Source organism: Methanocorpusculum bavaricum DSM 4179, assembly GCF_000430905.1.
Classification (GTDB): domain Archaea; phylum Halobacteriota; class Methanomicrobia; order Methanomicrobiales; family Methanocorpusculaceae; genus Methanocorpusculum; species Methanocorpusculum parvum.
Genome location: NZ_AUMX01000003.1, coordinates 154,231 through 172,517, shown reverse-complemented (window position 1 = coordinate 172,517; position 18,287 = coordinate 154,231). Strand labels below are relative to the sequence as shown.

General features: G+C 48.2%; 17 protein-coding genes. 7 read left to right on the top strand and 10 right to left on the bottom strand.

The features are described from left to right. Nucleotides 1-141: 141 nt before the first annotated feature. The 5 genes from H575_RS03885 to H575_RS09290 all read right to left on the bottom strand — a co-directional run bounded on the left by H575_RS03885 (nt 142) and on the right by H575_RS09290 (nt 2,576). The gene (locus H575_RS03885) at nt 142-402 is read right to left on the bottom strand and encodes a cytochrome c-type biogenesis protein (protein ID WP_042698197.1); all 261 of its coding nucleotides are present in this window, start codon (nt 400-402) and stop codon (nt 142-144) included. Next, a complete protein-coding gene (locus tag H575_RS03880; RefSeq protein ID WP_042698194.1) occupies nt 399-923 on the bottom strand; it encodes an HNH endonuclease in 525 nt (174 codons plus the stop codon). The genes H575_RS03885 and H575_RS03880 overlap by 4 nt, the downstream gene beginning before the upstream one ends. Next, complete coding sequence (locus tag H575_RS03875) at nt 923-1,348, bottom strand: hypothetical protein (RefSeq protein ID WP_042698192.1); 426 nt, start codon at nt 1,346-1,348, stop codon at nt 923-925. Before H575_RS03875 ends, H575_RS03880 begins: the two co-directional genes overlap by 1 nt. Continuing rightward, nucleotides 1,345-1,710: a hypothetical protein gene (locus tag H575_RS03870; RefSeq protein WP_042698190.1), complete on the bottom strand. Its 366-nt coding sequence runs from the start codon at nt 1,708-1,710 to the stop codon at nt 1,345-1,347. Before H575_RS03870 ends, H575_RS03875 begins: the two co-directional genes overlap by 4 nt. Before the next feature lie 641 nt (nt 1,711-2,351). Next, nucleotides 2,352-2,576, bottom strand: a complete 225-nt coding sequence (locus H575_RS09290; protein WP_155897846.1) for a hypothetical protein — start codon at nt 2,574-2,576, stop codon at nt 2,352-2,354. 138 nt (nt 2,577-2,714) lie between these two features. On the opposite strand from H575_RS09290, the gene H575_RS03865 reads away from it, so the two are divergent. The 5 genes from H575_RS03865 (at nt 2,715) to H575_RS09285 (ending at nt 5,737) form a co-directional block, all read left to right on the top strand. Further along, complete coding sequence (locus H575_RS03865; RefSeq protein ID WP_211213856.1) at nt 2,715-2,918, top strand: hypothetical protein; 204 nt, start codon at nt 2,715-2,717, stop codon at nt 2,916-2,918. A gap of 385 nt (nt 2,919-3,303) precedes the next feature. Then, nucleotides 3,304-3,615: a hypothetical protein gene (locus tag H575_RS03860; protein WP_042698184.1), complete on the top strand. Its 312-nt coding sequence runs from the start codon at nt 3,304-3,306 to the stop codon at nt 3,613-3,615. Continuing rightward, the gene (locus H575_RS03855) at nt 3,612-4,643 is read left to right on the top strand and encodes a PDDEXK nuclease domain-containing protein (RefSeq protein ID WP_042698182.1); all 1,032 of its coding nucleotides are present in this window, start codon (nt 3,612-3,614) and stop codon (nt 4,641-4,643) included. The genes H575_RS03860 and H575_RS03855 overlap by 4 nt, the downstream gene beginning before the upstream one ends. Beyond that, nucleotides 4,630-5,583, top strand: a complete 954-nt coding sequence (locus H575_RS03850; RefSeq protein ID WP_042698178.1) for a hypothetical protein — start codon at nt 4,630-4,632, stop codon at nt 5,581-5,583. Before H575_RS03855 ends, H575_RS03850 begins: the two co-directional genes overlap by 14 nt. A 4-nt stretch (nt 5,584-5,587) precedes the next feature. Beyond that, nucleotides 5,588-5,737: a hypothetical protein gene (locus H575_RS09285; protein ID WP_155897844.1), complete on the top strand. Its 150-nt coding sequence runs from the start codon at nt 5,588-5,590 to the stop codon at nt 5,735-5,737. A 1,024-nt stretch (nt 5,738-6,761) separates the two neighbouring features. Here the strand turns inward: H575_RS09285 and H575_RS03845 are convergent. Beyond that, on the bottom strand, nt 6,762-9,983 hold the full coding sequence (locus H575_RS03845) for a restriction endonuclease (protein ID WP_042698174.1): 3,222 nt from the start codon (nt 9,981-9,983) through the stop codon (nt 6,762-6,764). A 7-nt stretch (nt 9,984-9,990) separates the two neighbouring features. Further along, nucleotides 9,991-11,922, bottom strand: coding sequence for a site-specific DNA-methyltransferase (locus H575_RS03840; protein ID WP_042698170.1), 1,932 nt, complete (start codon nt 11,920-11,922; stop codon nt 9,991-9,993). Between the two features lie 228 nt (nt 11,923-12,150). On the opposite strand from H575_RS03840, the gene H575_RS03835 reads away from it, so the two are divergent. Both H575_RS03835 and H575_RS03830 read left to right on the top strand, forming a co-directional pair. Next, nucleotides 12,151-13,323, top strand: coding sequence for an ImmA/IrrE family metallo-endopeptidase (locus tag H575_RS03835; protein ID WP_042698167.1), 1,173 nt, complete (start codon nt 12,151-12,153; stop codon nt 13,321-13,323). Further along, nucleotides 13,324-13,890, top strand: a complete 567-nt coding sequence (locus tag H575_RS03830) for a DUF4411 family protein (RefSeq protein WP_042698163.1) — start codon at nt 13,324-13,326, stop codon at nt 13,888-13,890. Here the strand turns inward: H575_RS03830 and H575_RS03825 are convergent. From H575_RS03825 to H575_RS03815, 3 genes are read right to left on the bottom strand one after another with little or no spacing between them, the layout of a single operon-like run. Further along, nucleotides 13,887-14,192 (bottom strand): hypothetical protein, encoded by a 306-nt coding sequence (locus H575_RS03825; protein ID WP_042698162.1) that lies wholly within the window; start codon nt 14,190-14,192, stop codon nt 13,887-13,889. The genes H575_RS03830 and H575_RS03825 overlap by 4 nt on opposite strands. After that, complete coding sequence (locus H575_RS03820; protein ID WP_081406647.1) at nt 14,192-14,908, bottom strand: DUF4391 domain-containing protein; 717 nt, start codon at nt 14,906-14,908, stop codon at nt 14,192-14,194. Before H575_RS03820 ends, H575_RS03825 begins: the two co-directional genes overlap by 1 nt. Before the next feature lie 5 nt (nt 14,909-14,913). Beyond that, nucleotides 14,914-18,111: a helicase-related protein gene (locus H575_RS03815; protein WP_042698158.1), complete on the bottom strand. Its 3,198-nt coding sequence runs from the start codon at nt 18,109-18,111 to the stop codon at nt 14,914-14,916. Nucleotides 18,112-18,287: the final 176 nt, after the last annotated feature.

The following is an 18,287-nucleotide window of genomic DNA, read 5'->3' as shown; positions in this document are numbered from 1 at the left end:
ACCGTCTCCAGGAACCGGACCTTATACTCCTTCGCCGCCGCTTCCAGCGCAGCCGTCATCTCCTGACAGAAAAACGCATCCGCATACTCCTCGGCCGGGTGAGGAAACGCTGCTTCCAGGACCGCCCGGATCTCCGCCGCATCACAGATAGTCATACGTCTCCTCCATCTGCTCATCGATCCGTTCCCCGATCGCCTTTCGCATGTCCAGATAGGCGAAGAACTGGACATCATCGTCCGGCGAATCGATCCTAAGCGTCGGGGATCCGCAGACCGGGCAGTTGAGTATGGCCAGTTTCAGATCCGCAATGTCATTGACCCAGACCTTTTCCGTAATCGAGTTCAGGCAGACCGGGCAGGAGAACTTGATCCGCCGCAGATATTCCGTTCCGGACCCGTTCACAGGCCCACCTCCGCATAGGTCCGCCGGGAAACGATCCGGTGGATCGTGGCCCGGTTGACCTTGAACTCGGCTGCGAGGATCCGCGGAGGTTCGCCGTCTGCATACCGTCGTCGGATCTCTCCGACCTGCTCGTCCGTAAAGATCCGGTGATTCACTCCCGACTTCGGGTGGTTGTTGTCCCAGAACGGGATCAGCCGGAGATTTTCGAGCCGGCAGTCCTCGATATTTCCGTTTATGTGGTCGATATGCAGATTCAGATCGACCGGCAGTTCGTCCAGGGTTCTGCAGGTCCCGCCGATGTAGACCGCACGGTGCTTGGTGATGGTCACCCGGAGTCCCCGGTAACTCACGCTCGTACAGAGGTATCCGCTCCGCATTTTTTTGAACCGAAGGAGTTTCCCGGTTTTTGCCGAGATGACCTCGCCCTTTTCCCCGTCGACCTTCCATGCTCCGGAGATGATCTTCGAGAGGATGATCCGGTCGGTCAGCCGGGTCCCGGGGCAGGGTTTGTGGTCCTGCATTACGCGTCCTCCGGCCGTTCATTCGAGAACGTGATCTTGATGGTAAAGGTTTGACCGTCCAGGACCCCATAGGGGAGTCCCCATCCCTTAAGCTCCTCGAGGATGAAGTGGGCAAAGCGTTCGTGCATCGTGTTGACGATCGCCGCACATTGAATTGTCTTGGGGATATCGAGGGTGTTGATGATCAGATCAAGCGTCGGGGTCGCGTCGTAGTCGGCGAGGCTCCAGATCCGGTTTTTGGTGTTTCGGTTTTTGGGATCGCTGGTGCCTGCGGAACCAGGGGTTCCAGAGGATCCGGTCGGCCCGGTGGTTTTTTGTGTTTTCGGGTCGAATCTGTTTTTGCCTGTTCCCTGAAACTGTTTAGACGCTGGTTTAGGGCAGGCATGTTTTTCGCGAATGGTTTCGCTGTTTGTGGTTTGTTTCATTGGTTGATTCCTGTGATTTTTGCTAAGTTTGGGTGGTCTTTGTTCAGCTGGGCGATGACTTCCGGGTAGAGAGCCGGGTACTTTTTACAGAGTTCAGCGGTCCGGTTGAGGAGTGCTGCTTTCATGTTTTCCCTGCCTCCAAGGAGGTCGGAGAATTCGCGTTCGTTTTCGATGTCGCCGAAGTAGATTTCGTAGATGAAGCGAGTCGTTTCCTCGGGGTTTTCACGGATCTTCGGCGTTTGGACAACGCTTTGTTCCATGAATCCAACGATCATGGGGGAGGCGTCTTTGCCGAACTGTTCTTTGTACTGGTAAAGAAGGCCGGCTTTTGCTTCGGGGATGTAGACTTTGTAGTCAGGCATCGGTTTCTCCGTGGTCGTTTAGGTGTTTTCTCATGAGACCGAGGATCATTTTCGATGTGTGCGGTCTTGGATACTTTCTGGAGAAGGCTTCGAAGGTTTTTCTGTCGACTTCTCCGACATAGAGCGAGAATATCTGTGCTATCTTGATCACGTCCTTTGGTGATTGGTTCGTAAGCCGGATGACTTACAAGAGAAGATGGGTTCTGCAGATATTTAATATTAATTATTTGCATCAAATTGTATGTAAATTTGTATATTTTTGGAGTGCTGTGCACATATGCAGATGTGTAGATAGATGTGCAGATGTTTAAAAAAAAAGACTGGGGGAGGAAAAAGTCCGTCCGTAAGTAAGTAAATACGGGAAGAAAAAACTCCTCATCAATCACTTATTTTTTATCCATATATTATATTATTTGAAGTACAGACGAGAGAGAGAGAGAGAGAGAGAGAGAGACGGTTTTTCTCTATGCAGATAGATGGATAGATGAGTACATAATCATCTATCTGTCTGTTTACGTCCGGATGTAGTTTTGCCCGGGTTATCATTTTTTTGATCTGCATAGATGGATAGATAGATGGATAGAAAAAAGACCTGGGCGGATGAATACTTCGCGATTCGCGTAAAAGAGGTTGAATACGGGTCAGGTTTTCCCCTGTCCTTTTTCCAGGATCTCTTTGATGCATCCAAGAATTAATGGTGAAAACAGGGTCCGGATGCATGGATCTCTGTAGTCTATCTGGGCCAAAATGCCTCGCTGTGCGTCGGGGTACTGCCGTTGGTGGCTCCCCTTCGTCAGATTCTGCCGGTAAGTAGTGTAGTTATTCTGTTTCAGATAGGATTCTGCCCCGCTGAGTTTTTGGTCCATTGGGGTCTAATGAATACATAGGTTTTTTTGCTATATAATAACTGTTGTTTTGTATTGGTATTATATACTCCTGCGTATATAAGTTTACATACAGTTATGGTCGCAGTGAAAAGTAAGAAGCCTTTGCTGAGCACACGGGTGAGCTGGGAGGTTTATGACCGGGTGGTTGCTTTGACGAAGGGGGAGAAGCCGCAGTTTGAGTCGATCAGTGATTATCTGACGGCGACGATTCTGACGGATCTTGCACGGAGAGATATGGGGATCGATGCGGAGAAGGCGAAGATGCTTATGATGCTGCAGGATCCACAGATCCAGAAGGAGCTGTGCAGAAGGCTCCAGTGAGCGGGGACCTTTAGGGCCCTCAGCTGATGCGGGCTGCCCCACAGGGGCGGGCTCAGCGGAGCAAACTGAAAGTTTGCGACTGCGGGCCGTCCCTTTAGGGGCGGGCTCAGCGGAGCAAGTTTTCGAAGGAAACTTGCGAGCAAGGCTGAGTGAAGCGAAGACTGGCGGGGAGCGGGGGTATATCCAATTTACCAAGTCCCCCATACGTTTGAAAGTAGTTCGTCAGGGGGTAGAGAAGACCTCGATCTTCACCCCGTTCAACCATTTTTTTGCATCGAAAAAACGCCTCCTCTCTCAGTGAGAGCGGCGTTTTCACGAAAAGAGGGGGCATTATCGCACCGCGCGGTCAGGGGTATAAATACCGTCGAAAAAAAATTATAGGAGTATGGATGATCCATTTTATCTGAAGAAAAAACTCGGTATCCGGCGAAGCCTGAACCCGTTCACAAAGGAGCCCTATGTGCTGGATTTCCGTCTGACCATGGAGCATAAAGACCGGCTGTATGCACTCAGCCGCGAGACGGGAACATCGATCGACGAGGCATTGCGGGTGATCCTCGATCTCGGATTTGTATGTGAAAAGGATGCGGGCGGGCGTACGGATATGGTGTATTACGATCCGGATATGACCTGTAATGATTTTTATCACGCACTGCTGATCAAGGGATTTGCGGCGTATGATGCCGGGAAGCGATGACCGGTCTGCAGGAAACTGACCAGCTTTTGGAGACGTACGGCTCTGTTCGAAGTACTATCCTTGCGGCCAGGTCATCGGTTTGTCGTGCGGTGAATTCGGCGATGGTTTTTGCGTACTGGGAGATCGGGCGTCAGGTAGTCGAGGCCTCCGGCGGAAAGGAGCGTGCCGAGTACGGCGAGGGGCTGCTGAAGTATCTCGCAAAACGGCTGAGTGCTGAATTTGGGAATGCATTCTCTGAGAGGAATCTACGGTACATGCGGCAGTTTTTCCTCCTGTTTCCAATGCGGAACGCACTGCGTTCCGAATTGAGCTGGACGCATTACCGGCTTATCATGCGGGTGGAGAATGAGAAGGCACGGGCGTTTTATCTGGATGAGTGCGTGAGGGAAAACTGGAGTACCCGCCAGCTGGAACGGCAGATCACGACGTTTTTTTATGAGCGGCTTTTGGTGAGTAAAGACAAGAACGGGGTGAAAATGGAGGTCGGCAGGACAGAGCAAAAGCCGGAGTATGGATTCATGATCAAGGATCCGTATGTTCTGGAGTTTCTGAATCTCCCGGCAGAACCCGGATTTTACGAGAAGGATCTTGAGTCGGCTCTTATCTCGAATCTCCAGAAGTTTCTTCTGGAGCTTGGGAGAGGATTTTCGTTTGTGGCGCGGCAGAAGCGTATCAGTTTCGATGATGAGAACTTCTACATCGATCTGGTGTTTTACAATTATATTCTGAAGTGTTTTGTTCTGATCGATCTGAAGACAGGGAAGCTGACTCATCAGGATCTTGGTCAGATGCAGATGTATGTGAATTATTATACGCGGGATATGATGAACGAGGGGGATGTTCCGCCGATAGGGATCGTGTTGTGTGCGGATACGTCGGAGACGCTTGTCCGCTATACCCTCCCTGAAGGAGAGTCACAGGTTTTTGCGTCGAAGTATATGCTTTGTCTGCCAAAGGAGGAGGAGCTTGCAGAGCTGGTGGCTGAGTGGGTGGTGCGTGAGGAGGAGATACGTTATGAGCGAAGATAAGGAGAAATTTGAGCCTTCCCTGGATCTTGAATGGACCGAATGGACCGCATTTCAGGATGTTCGTCCCCGCCGCTCGAAACTGCCGAAAGGCGGCGGGTTCATCCGGATCCGCCCGATCGATACCGATCTGATCATATCTCTTACGCTTGCAAATTCGGCGCTGATCAATACGTTTGGCGAGATCCTGCAGTATCGTCACATGGATTTTGTACATACCCGTCCGCCGCTGATGAAGACGAATCCGGCGGCGTGTTTGTGGACCCTGCGTTATGCGACCGGGGTGGAGTTTGAGTATTCCTGTGCGGTATCGTCTTACGAAGGTTACACGAAGAAGGCGGCGGCGAAGCTCCGAAGAGGACATCTTGCGGCCCTTTTGTGGGAGCAGCGGGTGAAGAACGGCCGCTCGCCGCTGTGTAATTTTATCGAGATGGAGCCGGATCTGGTTCTCGCAGGGATGATGCAAAATATTTCTTCTCCTGCTTTGCGGCTCGAAGGCGAGCCGGCGGATCAGAACTGGATGGGGCTTGACTGGTGCGAGCCGTTTCCGGTTGGCGAAGAGCGGTTCAGGTATGGGGATGCGGGCTTTATGAAGGTGATCCTGGACGGGGAGGTGACGCATATTTCGGAGAGGCAGCATCTTTTCGGGACCCTGGTTTCGAATGCTTCGGGGTGCTATGAGGAGGGGGCGATGATCTCGGTGGCTCTGCGTGATCCGGATGTGCCGAGGTATCAGGCAGCGGAGATGCTGAGTGATCTTATGGGCGGGTATTATGCGGCGAAGGGATGTGTGCCGGAAACGCAGTTTCGGGGTATGTCGGGTCAACATGCACGGGTGCAGGCGGCATCCGGTGAATGTGATCGGGTTTTCCAGAGCCGTTACTGCCGTTTTCGGGATCCTCCTGATCCAGGTGATTCTCCTCGCGGGAGCGTATTCCTATAAAATCATGATTACGTCAGATCCCGGACTGTTCAGATCTCTGTCCGGGCTGTTTGCGTTTCTCTTCTGTTTAACGACGGTGTTTGTGGTGTTGACCGCGGGGTTGGTTGTCCTGATTCTGGATGCGGCGGGTCTGATGGATGGCGGGGACCTTTAGGTCCCTTAGCTGAGGCGGGCCGTCCCGTAGGGGCGGCCTCAGCGGAGGCGGGCTGCCCGAAGGGCGGGCTCAGCCGAGCAAGTCGATAGACTTGCGAGCAAATCTTTGATTTGCGACTGCGGGCCGTCCCGTAGGGGCGGGCTCAGCGGAGGCGGGGACCTTTAGGTCCCTTAGCTGAGGCGGGCCGTCCCGTAGGGGCGGCCTCAGCGGAGGCGGGCTGCCCGAAGGGCGGGCTCAGCCGAGCAAGTCGATAGACTTGCGAGCAAATCTTTGATTTGCGACTGCGGACCGACCCGTAGGGGCGGGCTCAGTGGAGGAGGGTTGGATGCGAAGAAGACAACCTTAGCCGAGCAAACCGAAGGTTTGCGACCAAATCGTTAGATTTGCGAGACCGTTCGGGCAAATCCTGTCGCCGCCCCAGCGGCTCCTGTGAGGAGAAAATAGTATTTTTGATAGGACTTACGCGGTGTGATCTCAACCGAAAAACAACAACTGAAGTCCTTTAAGATGTACTTCGATTTCGTGCACGGTCTTAGTGTAGACACAAGAGAAATAACCAACCGCGAATCTCCGCCAATCTTCACGAATCGCATTTTTCTTGCGTTAGGATGCTCTGCTCCGGCTGATCGCCTGCGCAGAATCGCATCCTCTCTTGAAAAATGCTATAGGAAAAACCCGCGTGCGGGTTTTTCTGTTGTTTCATTATTTTTTTGATTACACAAAAAGAGAAGTTAACGGAGAGAAAAACCGGCACGCCGGTTTTTCCAACAGCATTTTTCCAGACGGCGTGCGATTCCTGCGTAGGCGATCAGCCGGAGCAGAGCACGACGGCGCAAGGAAAATGCGATTCGCGAGAATTCGCGGAGATTCGCGGTTGTTTATTTCATGTTTCCGCACCCAGCCACACTCTTTCCAAATTGGGTTGACACGAACACCGCGTAAGTCCAATTTTGATTATTTTTGCGACTGGAGAGGGGGTCAGCCCAAAAAGGTAACAGAAAAAAGTGATGTGGAATCGAAAGGATCAGTCGTTCTTCTCTTCCAAACGTTCGATCTGCTCGGTGAAATGCCGATAGTTTTTGGCATAAAGATACTCAACATCTTTTCCGATTGCTTTAGACACCGCATCGAAGTGCATTTCACCACATCTGATCTTGACCTTTTCAACGTCGCTGAGATCTTTACGTTCTTTGTCGATTTTTGTCTCAACAATGAAATAGAGTCTGGTCAGTTCGTCGGAGTGTTTATAGATGACTGCCCAGTCCGGAGAGTAATTCCCTTCCGGGGTGTCGATAACAAACCCTCCTTTGTGGAGTTTGGTGAAGAGGAGGACATGTTCATCTTCGTCCAACTGCTGAGCGAACTCTTTTTCACCTTTGCTGTCTGTCTTGTAGTATTTATAGACTGCATGACGCTTTTCCGGTTTGGATTTGTATGCATCAAAGGTGAATGCTTCCTCATCGTCTAATTTTCCGAGTGTTTCTGCGTCGATTTTGTCAGGGACAAAGATCTCTTTTTTGTCAAAGAGGTAGTTGTCGATCACATGATATCCGGATACATGAGCGGATTTGAATTCGGTGAGAGTTTTTTGCAGTTCGCGTGCTGCATTGTCTAATATGTCCTGGATCCTGAGAAACTCTTTGAGTTCATCGCTGAGTTCATTAAGTATTGCATATATGGCAAGACGCGGGAGTCTTGTCTGCTGCATGATGTAGTTAATAATCTGGAAGTCGGTTTTTTTGTACCAGACAAGGGGTGTTTTGTCGGTTGTGTACTCCTCTTTTTGTTCATTGACGTAGGTTTTTCCGTCTGCTTTCATACGGACTTCGCCGGTAGTCGTAGTGATCGTCTGGGCGGTCGCCTGTTTGCTTGTTAAGAGACGGTTGAGTCTTTTTCCGGCTTCCCGGATGAAGTCAGCGGAGTCGATGCTGATCTGATAGAATGTCCGTTTTTCAAGACGGAGAGTGAGTTCATTTAGGAGGTTTTTGAAGGACTCTTCGCTTATGTAAGAGTGGATCGAGTTTTCCTCGGGTTTTTCATCGCCATTTTCGATATAGATCCTCTTTGTGCCTTTTTCGGTCATGACCCGGATGAAGGCATTTTTGATGGCAGATTCATGTTCGCTTAACGTGGCGTCACTGAATGATATTTTCTGTATGTCGATTTTTGGGTTGAGTTTCCCGTTTGAGTTGATGACGGCTTTCATCCGGAGCTCTTTTTCCAGGGTCTTGGCAAGGTCTTTGGTGATTTTCTCTTTTGGCAGTCCGGCTTGTTTCAGTGTTTCGATAAATTCATAGACGGTTGCCAGGTCTTTGTTGAAGTTTTGTTCTGCGTCGAAGTCTGCCTGGAGATGGGCCGCAAATTCATCGTAATAGGAGTTTGCAACGACCGTCAGCCTGTTTACATCTTCATCATAGCAGCGTTCTCCATGTATGTCTACAGGAAGACGGAGTCCTCTGCCGATCTCCTGTTTTTTTGCCATTTCATTTGAGGATTCTTTGAGGGTGCAGAGGGTGAAGACGTTGGGGTTGTCCCAGCCTTCACGGAGAGCGGAGTGGGAGAAGATGAAGGCGAGAGGGGTTTCGAATGAGATGAGTTCCTCTTTTTTCTTGAGGATGAGTTCGATTCCCCGTTCAATGTCTTCTTTGGATTTTTTGTTGTAGTCGTCCTCTTGGAGCTGGCTGAGTCTGTCCTTTTTGGAGCTTTCCGGCTCAACGACTTTGTTGTTTCTGTCGATGGCGAAGTAGCCTTCTCTGACGGAGAGGACATTTTTATATTCCCGGAAGAGAGCTTCGTATTTTTTGAAGTAGTCGCGATATTTCTTTTCGCTGATGACGGCCTTGTATTCTTCGTCAAAGATCTGGAGGAAGATGCCGCGTCCGTCAGCTTGTGTTTCGTCACGGATGCGTTTTACTTCGTCGACAAAGAAGAGGGAGATGGCTTTGATGTGTTTTTTGTGTTCGAGGAGGTTGAACTGGGTGTCGAGGTGACTTTTTATTGCGGTCCTTATCTGGACCCGGACAACGGCGGAGTCGGTTTCACGGAGTTTTTCGTTGTATGTACAGTCTCCGGGTAAGAGGGTGAGGGTGTCATCACCCTGGTTTATGGTGATGCCCCAGTTGGATGATCCGGTGGATTCATCGAAGAGGGTGAGCTGACCGAGTTTGCCGCGTGAGATGGTGAGTCCGTCGATTTTGTGGGGGTTTCCGGCGATGAACATGTTTTGATACTGTTCGAGGCCGCCGGAGAGTTCGTGGAGAGAGTCGCCGTCGCTTACGTCGTACTGTTTTTTGCTGATGCCGCGTTTTTCGTCACGGGAGAAGATTTCGATCCTTGCCTTGAGATTTGTGGTGAAGTTTGCGTATCGTATGTAGGGGAAGTCTGTCGGGATTTCGCCGTATACGGTTTTGACCCGGATCTTTTTGACGAGGTTCTGGTTGTATGCGTCGTAGCTTGTGAGACGGTAGACACAGTTGTAGGGATTTTTGTGGGTCGCGGAGTAGCGTAAGGTGAAGAGGGGTTCGAGGTTTTCGAGTTCACGAAGTGAGGAGCTTTTTTTGGCGGCGGTGCCTTCGATGAGCTGCGGTTCGTCGATGATGATGACAGGTTTTACGGCTTTGATCAGGTCCCAGAGTTTTGTTGTGCCTTCGCGTTCTTTCTGGATGATGTTTATGCCGCTTTTGTTGAAGGCATCTTTGTTCATTATGACGATGGAAAGGTCTGTTCCTTCAATGAACCGGCTCTGGAGTTCGCCGATGTTTGATGAGTTGTAGATGAATGACCGGGCGTTTATGTCGAGTCCGTCGTAGAGTGCTTTGAAGGTTTCTGTGAGTTGTTCGATGCTTTTTTTGACACCCTGGAGGATGGCGATCCTGGGGACGACGATGATGAATTTGGTAAATCCGTATTGTTTGTGGAGTTCGAGGATGGTCCTGAGGTAGACGTAGGTTTTTCCGGTTCCGGTTTCCATGTCGACGGAGAAGTTGTTGTCAAGGAGTTCGTCGTCGGGGAGGAGGTGGTCGTTTTGGGTCTGGACGGATCTGAGGTTGTTGAGGAGCCGGGTGCTGCCGATCTCGAGTCTGGGGTTTCGTCCGAGGCGTGTTTCAACAAGTTCAGAGCGTCCGGGTGTTTTGTAGATAGATTCGCCGGTGGTTTTGTTTTGTCCCGAAAAGAGGTCGACGACGGAGTTGACGGCGTCTATCTGATAGGCTAGGTCGACGAATTTGAAGGTGATTTTGCCGGTCATGGAGTCCTCAGAGGAATTCTACCCGGTACGGGGTTTTTCCGCCGGAGCTGTGTTTCTGCATGAGGGCGTCGAGCCGCATCATGGTGTTTTCTTTGAGTGAGATGTCGTCCCCGAATGCGCTGTCCCGGAAGATGATCTTGTGGGGGACGGGTTCTATTTTGGCGATTTTGTCGATGATGTCGTTTGTTATGCTCTCTTCGAGACAGACGATCAAGGCACGGGCGACGGAGTAGGTGCGTTTTCCGATTTCGCCAAGAGATTCTATTTTTGCAGTGAGGGGGATGTCATACTGGCGAAGCAGTATTTCATAGACGACGTCTTTGTCGGTGTATCCGGGCATGAAGTCGCGTAAGTCTTTTCCTGAGGTGATGAGGGCGTCTTCGAGGCTTACCTGTCCGGTTTCGGCAGCGATCCAGCGGATGTTGGTGTCCGCAAGGCGGAAGACGTTGAATCCGGTGTCGGGCGAAGCTTCCGGATGCTCTTTTTGGATCTTGTCCCCGGCTCTGCGGATCCGTTCTTTGCCGATGTCGCAGATGGTTTTGTAGCCGGCACCGAAGGCTTCAGATTTTTCATCGCAGGCTTCAGGCAGCTGAACCATGATGAATTTCCGGGTGCCCCCGTCTTCAGCGTTGAGCTGCATTACGGAATGGGCGGTTGTAGCGGAGCCTGAAAAGAAGTCGAGGATCATTACATCTTTCTGAATACTAGTTGCGGCTTGAATAAGATATTTTATCAATCCAACAGGTTTTGGGAAACTGAATAATTTATTCTCAAATAAATGCCCAAAATCTTTAGTACCATCTAAACTCATTCCCACCTCTGACGGCAAATTTGTACTCATAGGTATGAAACCAAATAATTCACCTGCTTTCATCTGATCTTCATCTTTATAATAGCGAAATACAGGATTAGTTATATTGAGAAAATCATAATCCCCTGGAAAAACAATCATATTTTTATTATAATATTCTTCAAATGTATCTTTAGTTACAGCCCATGTCCTTTTTGGATTTGCAGGATATTCTAAACCATTCTTTGGATTGATCATGGTAAAATAACTATTTGGACGCTCAGCAGCACTCCGTTGAGTAGTTAAGTCATGAACTCTCCAAGGCCTATTGGGAAGATCTGGGGTTTCAAAATATTTACGTTCATTACCAGCTATACTAGCTATAAAATTTTGCTTTGCATAACCTATCACCCACTCATAATCCTGTGATATGCCAAATGGCACGTCTGATTTTGCAGTTCGTTTTCTCCAAGGTACGATTGCCACAAAATTCTCCCCGCCAAAAATCTCATCACAAATCTCCCGCAGATTCCCCACTTCATTATCATCGATCGAGATGAAAATGACCCCATCATCCCGCAGCAGATTCTTCGCGAGACGAAGTCTGGGATACATCATCGAGAGCCAGTTGGCATGATACTTCCCGGACGTTTTCGGATTTACCGCATACCGCTCCCCTTCCGCACTGACATCTCCTTCCGCTTTTGCATTCTCCTCTGCCGTTACCGCGAAGTGATCCTTGTAGACAAAATCGTTTCCCGTGTTATACGGCGGATCGATGTAGATCATCTTGATCTTGCCGATGTACGCATTCTGCAGAAGTTTCAGCACCTCCAGATTGTCCCCCTCGATGTAGAGATTCTCCGTAGACTCCGGATCTTTACTCTCCTCCGGCACATACTTCAGCGTGCGCCCGATCACCGGCTCGCCCGCCGTCCGTTTTGCCTCCTGCTTTCCTGCCCAGGTCAGCTCATAGCGTTCCTTATCCACCTCCTCGAACTCGCCAAGCTCTGCTTTCAGGGCATCCAGATCGACCTGACCGTCTTTGACGATCGACGGAAAGAGTGCCGCAAGGCGGCGGAGATTTTCAGAGAAAGGATTCGTTACAGATAATGGGATCTTTTCAAAAGCGGGGTTGTGTTGTTCCATGCAGATGTCACCAGTAGAATAAGTGTAATTGGGCGGGGAACGGGGTTAAAGATTACGAGTGGGTGAGGGAAGCAAAACGAGCCCGAATATCTACATTGAAAAAATAAAATGCCGATCCGATCACGGATCTATTCGTTTGAGTTGGATCTGGTTCCCGGTAAAGACATGCGTGATTACCCCTCCAAAAATTCCATAACCTCATACATCAATATACTTCCATAACGAAAAATGACTGACACCATAAAGATTGAATCAGCTGTCTTCATCTGGCTCTTCAATACCTCCGGGTGTACAAACGAAGAAATAAAAAAACTCCTCCCAAAAACATTAGAATCAAAAATAGATGCCTGGCTCAATGGATCACGTTCACCGGAACTCACAATATCCCAGATACAGACATTAGCAGACGCATACCACAGACCATTCGCCTCCTTCCTCCTCTCTGAAGTACCTGATGGAGAGATAATACCCCGCGACTTTCGAAAAAATCCGGATGCACAGCCATTCTCAAAAGAAACATTCAGATACTTCAGACAAGCATACAACGACCTCAAAATCTATCGGGAAATGAGTGAAAATCTCAACGAAGAACACTTAAAAACCATCCGCAGATACTCAAAAGATGACGACCCGGAAAAAACCGCACAAAAAGAACGTGAACTGTTAAACATCCCGGCAGACTTACACTGGAAAAACGAAAATGAAGCATACAAATACTGGCGGGAATTCATAACAGACAACGGGATCCCGGTATTCCAATACAGTATGCCCCAAACTGAAGCAAGAGGATTCGTTGTCAGGATCGGAGATTATGCGGCCATAATAACCAACTCAAAAGACCACATCTTCTCAAGAATATTCACCATATTCCACGAATATGCACACCTGCTCATTGGAGAAGAATGTGTCTGCATGGAAAACAGCGATGAGAGTGAAAATCCCCGGATCAGAGAAGTGGAAAACTGGTGCAACCAATTTGCCGGCGCCTTCCTCATGCCAAAAGAATCCATCCACAACATACCAAAAATAGATACACTCCTTCAGTCAGGAAAAACCATAGATGCCGCTGCAAAAATCTCATCAATATTTAAAGTCAGTAAAACAGCTGCGCTTGTTCGACTGAATAAACTCGGCTTAATCAACAACACCCAATACAAAAACGGATACGGCATCCTCAATCCGGAAGAAGAAGAAGAAGCAGAGGCGGAGAAAACAGAAAAAGAAAAAACACGTGGATTTGTACCCCCGGAAGACAAATGCATTCATGAAAAAGGTGTAAAATACATCACACTCATAGAGAGAAACTATAACGAAGGCCACATAACCCAAGCTGACAGAATCCGCAGTCTCAACGTCTCACAAAAAACTGCTGAAAAAGTCGCAGCCAAAGTGGGGCTGTAAATGAAAACACAAATTTATGTGATAGACACCTCCTCAATACTAGAAATATTTAAAATACATCCCCCCTCAACATATCCTGATTTTTGGATCAAACTCGAAGATTATCTCATCTCACTGCTCTCGAACGGCAGACTGATACTACTGAAATGGGTCGACAAAGAACTGACCGATTTAGGATACTCAATTGAAGCAAACGATCCGCCGGCAGTTTGGATCAAAAAACATGAAAAATACATAGTAGAAAACTCCACATCAGTCGTAGATGCCGGAAAAAAAGTCATCAGAGAATTTCCGAATCTGATCAACCCAAACGCAGAAAAAGAACAAGCCGATCCATTTCTCATAGGATATGTCCTTCACCACAGAGATACACAAACTACTTTTGAACCACAGGAATACGTAATTATCACTCATGAAAAGCAAAATGTACCCTCAGATAAATTTTGCCGACTCTCTGAAGAGCAAAGAAAAATACAGGGGATACATATTCCAACAGTTTGTAGCTGGTATAAGATCCGAACGATGACATACCTTCAGTTTTTCAAAGAGGAAGGCTGGACATTCTAAAACCATCTAACAAAGAACGTTTTTATACATACATATGATCCGAAAACAGAGGAAAAACCGACTGAAAAACGAATCGAATCAAATGCAAACCGCGTAAAATTCTGTGAATCTTCCCGAATCGCCGCCCATTCCGGATTACTTAGCGGGGAGACCTCATAATCTATCTGCAATACCATAGATTCTAAATTATCGATCAGCTGAGCCACGATATAATTGGTTAATACCTCCTTCAGCAAAAATACACTTACAACTCCTCCCGCAACACTGACGAGCAGAACCAAAAAAAATTCTCCGGCATCCATCAGGCAAACACCTTCAGCCTCTCATACACCTCTCGCAGTTCCCCGTTCAGCCGCATAGACTCGCCCATCGAAAGCGAACGGCTCCGCTCCTCGGACAAAGCAGTCAGTCTCTGCAAAACGCAAAACATCGAATAAACCTCATCGGAATTATACCACACCTTCGACTCAAGCAGCCCCTCCATCCCCGACCACACCTTCCTGTGCGTAATCACAAAACACTTCACCATCAGTTCAAGATACCATGAATAAAGACTCGTCATATTCACCACAGAATCCCATCCGGCATACTTCTCCATCAGCCGCATACCGCTCCCGGAGACCCCTGAAGTCAGCGGAACGCTCAAAAACTCCTCCGTAACGACCACCTCAGACGCATCCTGCAGATTCAGACGCTTCAATGCAAACGAAAACTGCTCCTGACGATCATCCCTCACAAAAATGATACAAAGCGTCTTCGTCATCTTCTGCAAAACCCCGCAGACAAACGCCGCTGACCGCAGAGAATCGACACGCACCTCAAACACCTGGACCGCCTGAACCAAACACCCCTCCGCAGAATACGCAGGAAGGACCTTATCCGTCAAAACCGCAGCGACTTTCAGTTCCCGAATCAGACCACGGAACCGGTTCCGTTCTCCGGGCTTCAAATCCCCCAAAGGAAGACGCTTCACATCGATACTTCGCTTAACCAGACACTCATCCGGAATACCTAACATCCAACTCACTCCACGATCAAAAAGGAGATCAGCTCGAAATCATCCTCGGCGGCATGAGCAAAATCATCCCTGAACCCGGTGAAATCAAAAATACTCTCCTCGGAACGTTTTCGCTCCGCTCCCGTAATCGCCGAGATCGCCTTTGTGATAAGCTTCGAATACTTCTCCATATCGGACGCATTCCGTGTCTTCGCATTAAACAGCTGGAAAAGCCGCTTATCCGGCACATCCTGCCCATACGACAACCTCCTGAACTCCGACAAAGCCTCACGGGCATTATGCATCCCGATAAAAACCTCACCCGAATTTTTCATATACATCAGATAATACGGATACAGCGAACTGTCGCTCTTCGGTTTCGCCATATCATTCAAATGACGGAAACAAAACAGACACCCTTTTTCACCACTCTTCGTGATCGAAAACACCCCTGACGGGACCTTCTTCACTTCCGGATGTGCCGACACAAACTCATACAGCTCATTCAGATACCCGTTCATATTCAGATCCGTCAGAGAAATCGAATCGCTCATCTCCTCCAGATCCACCACCTCTTTCTGCAGTCTCTCCAGCTGCACACGCCTGAACTCCAGATCATTCATATCCGGACTCAGCAGATCCTCATCACCCGTCGAACCCAGATTTGCCGCCACCATCTTACGCTTCACCCTCTCCTCGAGCTGCAGATAATCATTCAGCTCCATATCCGGGAAGAAATTCACCATCTGGATCTGCTTATTCAAACTGCCCAGACGATCGACCCTCCCGAACCGCTGGATCAGAACAACCGGATTCCACTGAATATCATAATTCACCACACAATCACAATCCTGCAGATTCTGACCCTCGGAAATACAATCAGTCCCGATAAGAACCTCGATATCCCCGAAATTACGTGTATCAGGCCGCTCCTTTGATCTCGGGGAAAAATGCGACAGGACCTCATTATATTGCAGATTGACCTTCTTTATCGTCGTCCGGGGTTTATTTCCGCCGGTCACGATCCCCGTATGAATACCCTTTGCCTGCAGCAGAGGAGATAAATTATCATACAGATAATTTGCCGTATCCGCAAATGCCGAAAAGATCAGGACCTTCTTATTACCCGGATTATAGGGTGTCTTCTCTACTTTATCGAGAACGAACTCCTGTACAGCCGCCAGTTTCTCATCACGCTTCTCTCCTAGTACTGTATTCACCTGAGTCAGGATCTTCTCGATTTTTTCTTTATCAGCATACAGATCCTCGATATAACTCCTCACATCCAGATGCCGGACATCTATCTCGTATATGTATTCCAGATACGGGGCATCTGCCATCTCTGCAAACTCACTCTCATCCTGGTCACCGTTCTCACGAATCGAGACTGACAGCTTATCTCCCCTCTCCAAAGTAATAAGATACCCGTCAATACGTCCCAGGATCCGCTCAAGTGTTTTCCCAAACGAAAATACTGAACTCTCAAGCCTCTTACACAGATTGAACCGGTGAAGTTTGATATTGATACTCTCCCGCTGCTCGTGATAAAACACCTCGCGGTTATCGATCTTTGTCGCATACTTCTCACGATATGCCGCCTGATACTCCGGGAGAATATAAGCCATTGGAGAATATACCGAAAGAAGCAGCGTCTCAAGCTCCTCATTCACCTCCTCAAACTTCATCACCCTGCTTTCAGAATCGATTCCCGGTCTAAACGTCAACGGAGCGCGCTTATTTGGAAATACCGCCAGATTTTCCGAACCATAACAACTCGTAATGTGCTTGCGGCTCCGTGAGATCGTCACCATCTCAAGAAGTTTATAAAACTCCGACGGCAGACTATCCAGAAGAACGGTTTTATTTCTCTTGGAATTTCGGGACCAGTCATTTATCTCACGCTGAGCTTTGATAAGAACCTGGGAAATGCTTGGAATACCTCCATTCTCATAAGCAAAATCGCGGTCTGACGTGATGATACTGATCTGATTACGTAAATCCACCAGAGAATTATTCACCGGAGTTGCCGAAAGCAGAAGGACTTTGGTGTTTCCGCCCTTTTTGATAATGTCTGAGAGAAGTTTCTGATACCTTGTAACATGGTCTTTACTTTCGGTTCTGTTCCGGAAATTATGCGATTCATCGATCACCAGAAGATCGAAGTTCCCCCAGTCGACACGTGACAGATCGATCCCGCTTCGTGAATATCCCGTATCTCGTGACAGATCAGTGTGAGAAAGGATCTTGTAATTGAACCGATCACTTGCAACTGGATTGTCGACATACGGACTCTTGAATGAATCCCAGTTGTCATAGAGCTTTGCCGGAGCTAAAACCAGAACATTGTCGTTTCTCATCTCGAAATATTTGATAACGGCCAATGCCTCATACGTCTTTCCAAGACCCACACTATCCGCAATAATACAGCCGTTATACTGATTTATCCTCTGAATAGCAGTAACAACGGCATCTTCCTGGAACTTATACAGAGAATTCCAGATCTTTGTCTTCTTGAACCGGGTGTTGTCATTCTCAAAATGCTCCACACTCGAATCCAGCTGATTCCCAAACAGGGCATACAGCGTATAGTAATACAAAAATTCCGGAGAATACTCTTTGTAAATATACAACAGACTCTCAAGAAGCTCTTCTTTGAAATCCTGTGTATATCCGCTGGTATTCCAGAGCGTATGGAATAACTTGAGGGAACGGGTGATCTGTTCCTTATCCATGGAACTGTTGATAAACGTGTCAAAATTGATCTGAGGAAGACCGTGAATGGTTTTTGGCTTCGAGATCTCCAGTGAGGATGTTCCCTGGATCTGAACATCATCATCGATCAGGAGAACGTTCCCTTTCACCATATTCGAATTAAGGGTTTTTCTGACATTCACGTTGGACTTGATGAAGTCATGCATCGTGCGTGCCTTGTGGAAATACCGGAGTTTGTTTTTTTCCGCTATTTCATAACTGTTAAAGAGAATATCAGACGGTTTTGTCGTCAGTTCAAACTCATGGATCAGCTCTTTTTTATCAGGAACACTCTGTTCTTCACGGACAATAAAGTTGATTTCCGAGACATTCTGCAGATTTTTTTCCAGTTCGGAAAAAACGGAGAGAGTGAGCTTATCATTCAGAATATTGACTGTACTGTCCTTTCTGTTCTGAAGAGCTGTATTGACTATCTGGATTATCTGCTCTTGAGACGAAATAGGACCTGCCATAGATAATAATCATCTCGAAGTATGTAATATCTTTGCAAACAATCATGTCAGGGAATCAAAGTCCGACCCAACTCCTTCCTTCTCAGCGCGTAATGATCTCCCCAGTCTTCCGCCCCTGTCCCCCTTTTTGTGAATTTCGTTGGCGGGTTGGCGACGAAGTCGACGACCTCCGCTAA

Coding starts and splice junctions, on each gene's coding strand:
- H575_RS09285 (WP_155897844.1), top strand. CDS start 5,588: ATGATTACGTCAGATCCCGGACTGTTCAGATCTCTGTCCGGGCTGTTT.
- H575_RS03880 (WP_042698194.1), bottom strand. CDS start 923: ATGCAGGACCACAAACCCTGCCCCGGGACCCGGCTGACCGACCGGATC.
- H575_RS03855 (WP_042698182.1), top strand. CDS start 3,612: ATGACCGGTCTGCAGGAAACTGACCAGCTTTTGGAGACGTACGGCTCT.
- H575_RS03845 (WP_042698174.1), bottom strand. CDS start 9,983: ATGACCGGCAAAATCACCTTCAAATTCGTCGACCTAGCCTATCAGATA.
- H575_RS03825 (WP_042698162.1), bottom strand. CDS start 14,192: ATGGATGCCGGAGAATTTTTTTTGGTTCTGCTCGTCAGTGTTGCGGGA.
- H575_RS03835 (WP_042698167.1), top strand. CDS start 12,151: ATGACTGACACCATAAAGATTGAATCAGCTGTCTTCATCTGGCTCTTC.
- H575_RS03840 (WP_042698170.1), bottom strand. CDS start 11,922: ATGGAACAACACAACCCCGCTTTTGAAAAGATCCCATTATCTGTAACG.
- H575_RS03870 (WP_042698190.1), bottom strand. CDS start 1,710: ATGCCTGACTACAAAGTCTACATCCCCGAAGCAAAAGCCGGCCTTCTT.
- H575_RS03815 (WP_042698158.1), bottom strand. CDS start 18,111: ATGGCAGGTCCTATTTCGTCTCAAGAGCAGATAATCCAGATAGTCAAT.
- H575_RS03820 (WP_081406647.1), bottom strand. CDS start 14,908: ATGTTAGGTATTCCGGATGAGTGTCTGGTTAAGCGAAGTATCGATGTG.
- H575_RS03860 (WP_042698184.1), top strand. CDS start 3,304: ATGGATGATCCATTTTATCTGAAGAAAAAACTCGGTATCCGGCGAAGC.
- H575_RS03850 (WP_042698178.1), top strand. CDS start 4,630: ATGAGCGAAGATAAGGAGAAATTTGAGCCTTCCCTGGATCTTGAATGG.
- H575_RS03830 (WP_042698163.1), top strand. CDS start 13,324: ATGAAAACACAAATTTATGTGATAGACACCTCCTCAATACTAGAAATA.
- H575_RS03875 (WP_042698192.1), bottom strand. CDS start 1,348: ATGAAACAAACCACAAACAGCGAAACCATTCGCGAAAAACATGCCTGC.
- H575_RS09290 (WP_155897846.1), bottom strand. CDS start 2,576: ATGGACCAAAAACTCAGCGGGGCAGAATCCTATCTGAAACAGAATAAC.